Annotated in this window: 12 protein-coding genes; 4 read left to right on the top strand and 8 right to left on the bottom strand. The window is 35.8% G+C overall.

The genetic code is table 11. The features are described from left to right. Positions 1-62 precede the first annotated feature (62 nt). Together DSM03_RS08495 and DSM03_RS08490 are read left to right on the top strand one after the other, a co-directional pair. Positions 63-845 carry a Rossmann-like and DUF2520 domain-containing protein gene (locus DSM03_RS08495; protein ID WP_128760868.1) on the top strand — a complete coding sequence of 261 codons (783 nt, stop codon included), beginning with the start codon at positions 63-65 and terminating at the stop codon, positions 843-845. Then, a complete protein-coding gene (locus DSM03_RS08490; RefSeq protein ID WP_128760869.1) occupies positions 835-1,371 on the top strand; it encodes a KdsC family phosphatase in 537 nt (178 codons plus the stop codon). The genes DSM03_RS08495 and DSM03_RS08490 overlap by 11 nt, the downstream gene beginning before the upstream one ends. Before the next feature lie 54 nt (positions 1,372-1,425). Here DSM03_RS08490 and DSM03_RS08485 read toward each other — a convergent pair whose 3' ends face one another. The 6 genes from DSM03_RS08485 to DSM03_RS08460 form a co-directional block, all read right to left on the bottom strand. Beyond that, on the bottom strand, positions 1,426-2,091 hold the full coding sequence (locus DSM03_RS08485) for an inorganic diphosphatase (protein ID WP_128763107.1): 666 nt from the start codon (positions 2,089-2,091) through the stop codon (positions 1,426-1,428). 1 nt (position 2,092) lies between these two features. Beyond that, positions 2,093-2,515, bottom strand: coding sequence for a hypothetical protein (locus tag DSM03_RS08480; RefSeq protein WP_128763106.1), 423 nt, complete (start codon positions 2,513-2,515; stop codon positions 2,093-2,095). Between the two features lie 132 nt (positions 2,516-2,647). Continuing rightward, positions 2,648-3,172 carry a DinB family protein gene (locus tag DSM03_RS08475; protein ID WP_128760872.1) on the bottom strand — a complete coding sequence of 175 codons (525 nt, stop codon included), beginning with the start codon at positions 3,170-3,172 and terminating at the stop codon, positions 2,648-2,650. Between the two features lie 2 nt (positions 3,173-3,174). Next, entirely contained in the window at positions 3,175-5,760 is a 2,586-nt protein-coding gene (locus DSM03_RS08470; RefSeq protein WP_128763105.1) for a phosphoenolpyruvate carboxylase, read from the bottom strand. Positions 5,761-5,847: 87 nt separating this feature from the next. Continuing rightward, a complete protein-coding gene (locus DSM03_RS08465; protein ID WP_009780242.1) occupies positions 5,848-6,327 on the bottom strand; it encodes an Lrp/AsnC family transcriptional regulator in 480 nt (159 codons plus the stop codon). A 55-nt stretch (positions 6,328-6,382) separates the two neighbouring features. After that, a complete protein-coding gene (locus tag DSM03_RS08460; RefSeq protein ID WP_236643942.1) occupies positions 6,383-7,561 on the bottom strand; it encodes a M14 family zinc carboxypeptidase in 1,179 nt (392 codons plus the stop codon). A gap of 288 nt (positions 7,562-7,849) precedes the next feature. Here DSM03_RS08460 and DSM03_RS08455 point away from each other — a divergent pair, with 288 nt between their 5' ends. Beyond that, a complete protein-coding gene (locus DSM03_RS08455; protein WP_128763104.1) occupies positions 7,850-8,287 on the top strand; it encodes a helix-turn-helix domain-containing protein in 438 nt (145 codons plus the stop codon). A gap of 54 nt (positions 8,288-8,341) precedes the next feature. Continuing rightward, a complete protein-coding gene (locus DSM03_RS08450) occupies positions 8,342-8,719 on the top strand; it encodes a DNA topoisomerase IV (RefSeq protein WP_128763103.1) in 378 nt (125 codons plus the stop codon). Positions 8,720-8,756: 37 nt separating this feature from the next. Here DSM03_RS08450 and DSM03_RS08445 read toward each other — a convergent pair whose 3' ends face one another. Together DSM03_RS08445 and mscL are read right to left on the bottom strand one after the other, a co-directional pair. Then, on the bottom strand, positions 8,757-10,730 hold the full coding sequence (locus tag DSM03_RS08445; protein ID WP_161567073.1) for a response regulator: 1,974 nt from the start codon (positions 10,728-10,730) through the stop codon (positions 8,757-8,759). A 197-nt stretch (positions 10,731-10,927) separates the two neighbouring features. Next, on the bottom strand, positions 10,928-11,374 hold the full coding sequence (gene mscL, locus DSM03_RS08440; protein ID WP_128763102.1) for a large conductance mechanosensitive channel protein MscL: 447 nt from the start codon (positions 11,372-11,374) through the stop codon (positions 10,928-10,930). Position 11,375: the final 1 nt, after the last annotated feature.

Genomic DNA, 11,375 nt, shown 5'->3' with positions numbered 1-11,375 from the left:
GAAACAAAAGAGCATTAATAAAGCTTTAACGCGGCCTATTCCTTATTAATTAAGTCTTATTTGTGTACTTTTGGTGCGTGGTAAAGCTTTCAATAATCGGTACCGGGAATGTTGCGTTTCATCTTGCTAAAGCGTTTAGCCAGGCACAAGGTGTTAAGCTGCAATTTGTTGCAGGAAGAGATTCAGAAAAACTAAGAACATTTGAAGGATTTACCACCACGCTAGATCTGAATAAAGAACTTGAAGAAACATTTTATTCTGATGTGATCTTAATTGCGGTTAGTGATGCTTCAATCGCTGCTGTTTCCCAAAAATTGATTGAATCTAAAGCGTTAATCGTACACACTTCCGGAAGTGCAGCTATAGAAATTTTAGATCAAAATAAACATTGTGGAGTCTTCTACCCCTTACAAAGTTTTTCTAAAGAAAAAGAACTGGTATATAAAGAAATACCGTTCTTAATTGAAGCAAAACTTCAAGGCGATCTGATGATTTTAAAAGACCTGACTAAAAGTCTTTCTGCGAGCTATTTTACGGTAAATTCTAAAGATCGGGCTGCTTTACACCTCGCGGCAGTTTTTAGTAATAATTTTACAAATCATATTTTGACCGAAGCCAAACAGCTTTGTAATGACCATAAGGTTTCGTTTGAATTATTAAAACCGCTAATGTTGGAAACAGTTCAAAAAGCATTTAGCATAGGACCTGAAAATTCACAAACCGGTCCTGCAAAACGAAAGGATACACCTACTATTAACAAACAGCTTTCAGCATTAAAAAGCGCTGAACAAAAAGAACTATACGCGCTACTAACACAAGCAATTCAAAACCATTATGAGCGATAAAAGTTATAAAGAATACTTAAGGAATATTACCACCTTCATTTTTGATGTAGACGGTGTGATGACTGACGGATCATTGATCATAGATTCAGAGGGCGGTATGTTGCGCACGATGAACGTAAAGGACGGTTATGCCATCAAATGCGCTTTAGATAAAGGCTATAAGATCTGCATAATTAGCGGTGGTACCAATGAAGGTGTGCGTAGCAGACTGGCAGCACTAGGCGTTACTGATATACATCTGGGTGCTCACGCCAAAATGAAACAGTATACCGAGTATATTACAGCAAACAACATCAGGCCGGAAAACGTTTTATATATGGGTGATGACATCCCGGATTACCATGTTATGCAGGAGGTTGGTTTACCGTGTTGCCCGCAAGATGCTGTAAAAGAGATCAAAGAAGTTGCGAAGTATGTTTCGCACAAAAAAGGAGGTAAAGGTTGTGTGCGTGATGTAATTGAGCAAGTTTTAAAAGTTCAGGATCATTGGATGGATTACTTTAATGCCGGCCCTGTTCAAAACTAATTTGAATATAAAAATCATTAGAAAAGCATCAGGTTATTTAAACGGGATGCTTTTTTAATGCTTTGATCGGTATTCCTCAATAGCTTGATCTAATAGCTGTTTAGCTTCTCGAGCATTACCAAATCCTGAAGCTTGCATCATATCAGGCCCTTTATAATTACTGAACCAAATTGAGATTATTTTTGAAACGCCTTGAAAATTTGCATCTAATTCTTCCATACTTTGCAGGTTTTCAAATGGAGAATTTGCAGCTACAGCTATCAGTTTATCATCTTGCTCCCCACGGTCTTTTAAATACAAAACGCCAATAAGCTTGCAGCTGATAACGCTTCCTCGTTCAGCAGGTGCACCTAATACTAAAATATCTAGCGGATCACCATCTCCTCCATGAGCTTTATCAAGTAACGTACGTGGAATCATACCGTAATTACCCGGATAACCGATGTAATTTACAATTCTGGGTGTACCGTCTACCGCTTCCCACTCCACTTTTCCTGATGTTTTATTGAGCTCCCATTTTGCAATAGTTCCAGCAGGAATTTCAATTACTGCATGTACATAGCCTGATTCGTCAAGTGCAGAAAAGTCTTTTAATAAATTTTTAACCCTGGGTTCTTTCGCTTCTTTTTGGGTGCTAGTTGGGTTTTGATCGCCATTTCCTTGCTTACAAGAATAAGCAAGAACCAGCAAACTCAGCATGAATGCTATACGGTAGCCCATATTAAATCAGGTTGAAAAAATACATTTTCTTAATTGCAATATGTTGTTCTAGAAACTGATTCTTAAAATCCCTGATTCCTGTACGGGTTTGAGGAGATTCCAATTCGCGGATTTTACCATCAGTAAGTTTGAGATAAAAATAAGACTTCTTAAAAAATGATATTTCAGCCAAGCATTCAATTTCATTTAAGTCAATAGTTGTTCTTGAAGTTTTTTTCTTCCATAAATAGAAAATCAACCATGTTGAAATTACGACCAAAACAGTAGAAATAACGTTACTCATTGAAATTCCTTCCATGTAGTTATTCAAAAGATTAAGCAAAGAGCTCAATAAACTTAAACTCAAGATGAGCCCTGTAAACTGATTGTTTAACTTTTGCTTATCATCCACCCGAAGTATTTTATGCACTGTATCAAATCTCATTTTAAAAAAATTACGCGATAATTAAAGACTGAATTGCTTAAGACCTGCCGGAAGCTAAAAGTAGCTATAAAACTAAAAGAAAAGGCTGTAATTTTACAATTACAGCCTTTAAAATTTAAATATAAAAATGCGCTAAGCATTTAGATATCGTGCACGTATAATATTAGCGTGATGCACCTCGTGGCCACAAATGATAAAACCCGCAGCTCGAGTGGATAGTGTAGCTTCGCTAGAAGTACCGGCTTGTGCTAAAGCTTCTTCATTAAAGCCTTTAAACAGATTTATAGTACAATCTCTAACCAAACTATATTCTGCAATCAAATCCTGCATACTACGCTCATGAGCCCGAGATGGCTTGATATAGTCATCCTGCTCAAAACCTGCAAGCGGAGTTTTATCTCCCCTGCCAATACGCAATGCCCGGTAACTGAAGATGCGCTCCGTATCTATGATGTGCTGAAGGACCTCCAGAATCGTCCATTTTCCGGACTCATAGGCAAAATGCCATTTTTCTTCAGGGATTTCATCATAAAAAGCGATATTCTTCTCTTTACCTTGTACAAGGGCATCAAGTAAATGCATATCGTTCCTAACTAATTCTATATAGTTTCTATAAAACGCATTATACTCGCTGTGATCTAAATCTTTTAGGGTCATACTTATGCCGAATTACGACTTGCGTTAATATTACCAAATAAAGAACGCGTCACCATTTTTTCAAACATATCCAGCTTTTTCTGATCAGGATTTTCTTCCCTGCTCATTTCCTGAATTTTTTTCAACGCAAACTGTTGGATTGTCAATAACGGAAGTACAATGCGCTCTCGCTCTTGAATTGAAGCTTTACCAGCTTGCTCTTCCTCCATCAATTCACTATACCCGGTAAGCTTTAATAATACACGTTTTGTACGCTCAAACTCATCGTGAATCAAATCCCAAAACGCTCCAAACTCCGGGTCATCTTGCATATAAGCCGTAAGACCAAAGAATGATTTAGTCAAACTCATCATACTATTTTCCAACAAAGTTTTAAAGAACAAACTGTTCTTATACAAAGACTTAACCCTTTCGAATTCACCTCTTTCTTCAAATGCTTCAATAGCAGTACCAACACCAAAGAAACCAGGAACGTTCTGCTTAAGCTGCGACCAGGACCCTACAAAAGGAATAGCACGCAAATCTGAAAAATCTAATTTATCGCTTTGACCACGTTTACTGGGTCTACTACCTATATTGGTTTTAGCATAATATTTCAACGTACTCATACGCTCTAAATATCCTAAGAATTTAGGATGAGCTTTAAAGTCTGAATAGGTCTTATAACTAATTTCAGCAAGCTCTTCCATGGTTTTGCGATCTGCATCCGGGAAAGCTTTTGTTTTTTGGAAGAATACTCCATTGAAAATACCAGAACTCAACAACTGCTCTAAGTTGTATTGACAGGAATCTGGCGTACCAAAATTAGAACTAATGGTTTGTCCTTGTACGGTTAATTGAATTTCCTCATCTTCAATAGTTTCACCTAAAGAAGCATAGAATTGATGTGTTTTACCCCCACCACGTGCTGGAGGTCCACCTCTACCATCAAAGAATATTACTTTGATCCCAAACTCACGAGACACTTTTGTAAGCGCTTCTTTAGCTTTAAAAATACTCCAGTTAGCCATCAAATACCCACCATCTTTAGTACCATCACTAAAACCAAGCATAATGGTTTGCTTCATACCGCGCTCTTTAAGGTGTGCAGCATATGCAGGATTGGTATACAACTTACGCATCACTTCATGCGCAATTTTTAGATCTGGTACTGTTTCAAATAAAGGAACAATATCTACTGTAGGGTTCTCCCAACCGGTAAGATGAAACATAGAAAAGGCCTGCATGACGTTAAGACCAGTCTGATTGTTACTTATTATATAACGGTTACAACTGCGCTCCCCGTTTTGCGCTTGAATTTCACGCACAGCATACACACTCTCTAAAGTTTTACGAGCAATATCATCTTCTAAAGTTGCCGGATCTACTTCACCCTTAACATTTTGTAAAACTTCAATTTGCTGAGCTTCATCAAGCTCTAGATAATTATCAGGGAAAATACCCAGGTTATCTTTAGCACATTGTTTTACAATTTCTTCCATCACGTGCATATGCACTCTACTATCCTGACGGATATCTAAAACAGCAAAATGATAACCAAACATGGTTATTTTATTGAGTAGATCGTCAATTTCTTCTAAGAATAAACTTTCATGACGATCAATAACCAGTTTTCTGATTCGTTTAAGGGTAGCTTGCAATTCTTCTAATGAAACTTTTACCTCTGCATCTTTGACAGCAATACTATCAAACAGTCTGCGCTCTAAATCAGCAAGCGGCTCTTCGGTTCCATTAAATGTGATGCGACGACGCAACTTACGCACATCTCTATAGTAATTTTTAATAATAGTACTACGCAAACGAGAAGCGACTTTAAGTGTGATCTCTGTAGTTACAAATGGATTACCGTCGCGGTCACCCCCCGGCCAGAAACCAAGGTCGATCACTTCGTTATCAAAAAATTCTCCTTTGAAGACATTTTGATGCAGGTAGTTATAAATGTGGCTTGAAGCTTTATAAAAAACATTCTCCAAATACCAGATAAGACTTACAGCCTCATCATAAGGTGTAGGTTTTTCTTTTTTGAAAAACGGCGTTTTACCCAACTGAGATAATAACTTCTTGATCATCTCAAGATTGTTCTCACTAATAGCAGCACTCAGATCATTGATGATCCCAAGAACTGCCCCAGGATAAAATTGCGTGGGATGCGCTGTTAATACAGGACGAATTTTAAAATCTTGAAGATATGCTTTTAGATCTTCGGTTTTAGACTGCGCCTCTGCCTCTTCTTTAATGTTACGCAGGGTTCCGCGACCGTCCATATTGTTTACAGTGCGGTAGGCAGAATCTTCAATAGCATCAAAAAGCACGACTTGTCTTTCTATATACTGAATGAATCTAAACAATAAATCATAGCGGTCTTCTTCAGATACATCACGTTGATACTTTTCAAAGAAATAGTTTACAATTTTTTCTGGATTGTATTTGTTATCATAACCCCGAGTACAGATTCTGTCAAAAAGAGGTAACAACACCCCTGTATCTGTAATTCCGTGAAACGGAAGAGTCATAAATAAACTGTTGTAAACCTGGTACTTGGATTTTACCTGGTTATTAAAACGTTCTAGTTTTGGTTGTCTTGACATAAGTTAGTTTCTGATTTATAGTAAATAAAAAACCCTTTGCCAGTAAAGCCAAAGGGTATATTATATTAAAATATTCTTTGGTTTACTTTAAAGGTCTTGAAAAATACTGTGCATTAAGCGCTTTTTATCATTGATGCTTTCATCAAGAGATATCATCGTTTCGGTACGATAAACACCCTCAATATCATCTAACATAAAGATAATGTTTTTAGCATGCTCAGTATTCTTAGCACGTACTTTACAGAAAATATTGAACTTCCCGGTAGTAACATGTGCTACCGTAACATAAGGAATTTGATTAATACGCTCCAAAACAAATGTAGTTTGACTTGTTTTATTGATGTATATGCCTACATAAGCGATAAAAGAATAACCTAGTTTAGCATAGTCAAGCGTTAACGATGATCCTACAATGATACCAGCTTCTTCCATTTTTTTTACACGTACGTGAACCGTACCTGCAGAGATTAATAACTTTTTAGCTATATCTGTAAAAGGTGTTCTGGTATTCTCTATCAACATATCTAAGATCTGATGATCAACCTCGTCTAATTTGAATTTTGCCATTATTAATTGATTAAATTATATATAAATCAAAAATAACACAAAATCACTGAACAATTCACAATATATTGTTGCTTTTTACCGAAAACGTTGTAGGTAATTTGCCATTTACTTGAATTTCTTCAATAATATTTCCGATTTCAAAACTAAAATCAGCTGGAACACGTGGTTTTTTAGAGGCTAAGTCAATTTCTAAATGACCAATAAAGTCAACCAATTCAGCTATTTGCGCAATTTTAGGGATGAAATTCAGCTGATCTCCAACTAGTTTTTCTTCAAATTGAATGGCTATATCTGTCACTCCTATTTCGGGTAAATCTATATTGCGAATGATGTAGTCAAAAAAGCATTTTTTGTTCTCAGGAATAGAAAAATAGGAATTTGAGGAGGGCGTTTCTTCAGATTTAAGCAATAAAACCGACTCAAAAACGCGAATTAATGATAAAAACATAAAAACTCGGGTCGTTTCTCGGTCATAATCTCCCGGAAAATGACCCGCTTCAAAAAGTATAGTGGGTATATTTTTATGTTGAAGCGTATCGCCCACGCAATTGATATTAAAACCATCATCATACCGCCCTACAGAATCAGGTATAAACTCCTGAAGCATTTCGTTTAAATCGGAAATTATAGCCATACCCTTCTTTCGAGAATGGGTTACAGTACGCAGTGCATCCTGAGAAGGTGACAAAAAGGAAACTATTGCACTCTTGGGAGGCTTGCCAACTCCAAATATTGTACGCTGCCCGTGTAGGTTGAGACAGTAATCAGGTTTTAAGGAGGTGTAAAGCTCTTTAAGAATAAGGCTTTCTGGTTGTGTGCAATCTTGCGCATCCCGGTTAAGATCAACTTTATTTGCATTGATGCGTGTATAAGCCTCAGCTCCGTCAGGATTCAGCATAGGGACCATCGTGAACGTAAATTCAGTTAGAAGCCTATTAACCGTAGATTCTTCTTTATTACTATCAAACCAGTGAAAAAGATCAAAGAGCGCCTTGGTAGTTGTACTCTCGTTACCGTGCATCTGAGACCATCCTAGGATATTTATTGGCCCTGTACCAAATGTGACTTTAGAAATAGGTCTGTTTTCAACAGAATATCCTAAAACTGCTACAGAGAATAAGCCAGATAGCTTGTCTATTAAAGGTTGAATGTTATGGAGTGTAATATACCTCCCAATAAGGGCAGACTCTTTATGGCTGTTATGCCAATCTTTTAAAGCAGAATAATTCATCATAAAAATTGAATTACAAATGTAAACATTCAATTATTTACAATTGTAAACAACGTGGTTCAAGCTCTTTGTTTACAACTGTAAATGATTGCGAGCAGGTGTTTATGCATAATATCGGAAATATTCCTTAAGCTACAAATATGCATCTTAATTGATTTGTTTTAAGGATATTAATCAGCACTAATTGATGTATTAATTCAATGTATAAACTTGTAGTTCACAAATGTAACGTGTCAAATGGAATTATTTATTTTACATTTGTAACACTTAAAAAGCAATACCTATTTTACAATGGTAAACAGTGATCAATTTAGTAAGCGACTGCAAAAAGTGATGGACGAGTATGATTTAAATGCTACATCATTTGCAGATGCAATAGATGTAGGCCGTTCTTCTATATCGCATATTATTTCTGGTCGCAACAAACCAAGCTTGGAATTTGTCATGAAGATCATTGCAGCTTTTCCTGAAGTTGAATTGTATTGGTTATTGAATGGTAAAGGAAGTTTTCCTAAAAAATCTGCTGTAACTATCCCTCCTGGGAAAAACAGCGCGAATCAATTAGAAGCAAATTTTGAAGAGCAAAAAGAATCTGAGCAAAAAGAAACTAAGTACCAAACACCTCAGGAATATCAAAATCAGCCTGAATTAAGAACTGACTCAAATTCTGAAATAGAACGAATTGTTATATTCTATAAAGATGGAACCTTTAAAAATTTCTTACCCTAATCTCTAGTGTATAATTATCAGATCTTGATCATTAAGCCGTATTTTTACAGCACTATGATTAAGAGATTTATTTTACTACTTATAGCCCTGGCAACCTTAGTGGGTTGCTACGATCAGGAAAGAAATTGTACTGATTTTAAAACGGGTAAGTTTGAGTTTGAAACGTATTTGAATGGGGAAGTAGTCAAGACTACTTTTACGCGCAATGATACCCTTGAAATTGATTTTTACCAAGGCCAGGCAGATTCTTCAAATATTAGATGGATTAATGATTGTGAATACATAGCAGAAAAGATCAACCCCAGCTCTATGATAGATCACAAAGCGATCCACTTTAAAATATTAACTACCAAAGAAAACACCTATACGTTTGAATATGCACTTGTAGGTGAAACCAAAAAACAAAAAGGTACGGTAACAAAAATTGAATAGCTTCTGTAGCTAGGGTGTTTTGAAATACTATAAGCGGTTATACTACATTTCTTGAAGTGGAACCAAAATAATCTTCAATAACAGCGATTAGCTTGTTTTTATCTATAGGTTTAGTTAGATAAGTACTCATTCCGCAGCTCATACCTTCATTGATTGAATTTAAAGTAGTGTCAGCAGAAAGCCCCATTACTATAGTGTTTTTTTGAGTGCTTTTTATTTGCCGGGTAGCCTCAAAACCATCAATATCTGGCATATGTATATCCATAAAAATCAAATCATAATTTTTAGCTTTGGCTTTCTCTACGGCTTCAGTTCCATTATAAGCTATATCTGTACATAAGCCTATCTTTTTGAGAAGTTGAGATAAAATCACAACATTCAATTTATTATCGTCTACAGCTAAAATGTTTAGCTCTGGCAACGCTCTTTTGAAGTGCTCCTCTCTTTTTTCAGTTGGTGCTTGCAAACAATCAAATTTAAGATTGATTATAAACTCTGATCCTTTACCTTCTTCACTAGTGACTTCTATGTTTCCATTAAGAAGTTGAGTAAGATGTTGAGCGATCGCTAAACCTAATCCCCCTCCAGAGTGTTTTTTACGAGTGCCGGTATCGAGTTGTATAAAGCGTTCAAATATCTGACTTATTTTTTCTTTAGGTATCCCTATACCCGTATCTTTTATGGTTATTTTAAGATCTATTTGCTCATTAACCTCCTTTTCATCATATATAACGAGAATACTTCCTGAATTGGTAAACTTAATAGCATTGCTAAGGATATTGGTGATAATCTGTTCAAACTTAGCACGATCCCCCAAAGCAGTTTTACTTTTTGAAGAATTGACTTTCAAAGACAGATCAAGACCTTTATGTTCTATTATTTGATTGTGAAAAGAGACTATACTTTCTAATACAGAGGCGGGACTGAATTCTATATGAGCAACATCTACAAAACCAGACTCAATCCTGTCTAAGCGTAAAATATCATTGATTAAATTGAGTAAGGTTTTAGAAGACTTTTTTAAAAGTTCTAAATAATGTTCTTCTTCAAAATTAGTATTCCCAGAGTCTATAAGGTCTGTAATACCCACAATTGCATGGAGTGGTGTTCGTATTTCATGACTCATGTTAGATAGAAATTCTGACTTGGCGACAGATGCTAACTTTGCGTTTTCAGTTTGTTGTTCTAAAGCTGTGTTAACCAACTGTAGTTTTTTGTTGGTTTCCAGGGCCTCTTTAGTTGCAATGCGTGAATTGCTATTGAAGAATTGTAACAGCCCTATGCATAATGATAGTAACAAGCCAAATCCAAGTGCCAAATTAGCAACCTTAAGCTTGTCTGCAAAAATAGTAGGATCTGCAAATGTTAATTGAAAATGCCAAGATTCTTCGATGTCAGAATCCATAACCATCGAGGTATCAAAAATATATTGAGGATCATTTTGAGCGGCATCAAAGTTATTAAAGCTATAAAAAGCCGTTCCCTCTTCATCTTCAATTTTAATAGCAAAATCCTCTAAGTAATAGCTCAAACGATCAAATTCTGCATTAAAATTCATTCCACCAGTTACAGTTCCATCAAAAGTGTCATCAAAGTAAACAGGCACATCAATAAGAAAAGAATTACCCCCCTGTGATAGCTGTAGCCATTGCGTAATATTGGTAATTCCTTTTTTAGATTTTGTTTTCCAATCTGAATACCTATAGTCTAGCTTAGTGATATCAAGACCTATTGCAGATTGATTTTTCACTCTTGGATAAATGTCCTTAACAATACCTTCTTCAGAGATTAACTCTACAAAAGTGAGAGACTCATTTTGTCTAAGTAAGCGCTTTGCATCTTGTTTCCAAAAGTCATAATATTCACCATCGGTTTCTTGTATACGTTCTGCCAGATTATGAATGGCCTGTACATTGTTTCGAACCGTACGTTTAAAATCTTGAGCCGCAAGGCTCCCTGTAAGTTGTATTTGATCAGAAAGGTGTTGCGGTAGATCTGCCTTAAAATTCATATAAATAGAAATACACAGGCCTGCCGGTACCAAAAAACAGAGGAGGGAAATCCAATAGTGTTTCGTTGCTATTTTTTTGATCATTATATCCCCTGTACTTTCTGTTAATTAAAACTAAAATACTGAAATATTATGTAGTTCAGCAAAGAAAAAGGAACATTAATCGATTTGATTTTTTAAGACTTAAAACACATCTTCTATTTAGAATTATTCTTCGTAAGAATTCTATTTTGCTCCTCAAGAAGCTCATTCATCTTAGCAAGTAATTGAATGTTTTTAGGTGTTTCTACAGTTGGATTTTTCTCATCTTCACTCTTAGCTCGTAAGCTATTCATAAGCTTAACTATAGTAAAAACGACTAATGAAATGATGAAAAAATCTATAAAAACCGTGATTAATTCTCCGTATCCTATTGCAACTTGCTCAACTTCAGACCCATCAGTTTTTGTATAGGCCTCCCTTAAAATCAGTTGCTTGTTTGCAAAATTAACTCCGTCGGTAAGCAATGTTAAAGGCGGCATCATAACCTGCTTGACTAAAACATCTATAACTTTTTGAAAAGCCGCTCCAATTATGACACCTACGGCGATATCAACCATATTGCCTTTTACGGCAAAATTTTTAAACTCTTGTATTAAACCCATA

Origin of the sequence: Leeuwenhoekiella aestuarii (assembly GCF_004104055.1) — a bacterium.
Taxonomy (GTDB): Bacteria; Bacteroidota; Bacteroidia; order Flavobacteriales; family Flavobacteriaceae; genus Leeuwenhoekiella; species Leeuwenhoekiella aestuarii.
Note: the sequence above shows the minus strand (reverse complement) of the source record. Positions and strands in the feature narration are given on the sequence as shown.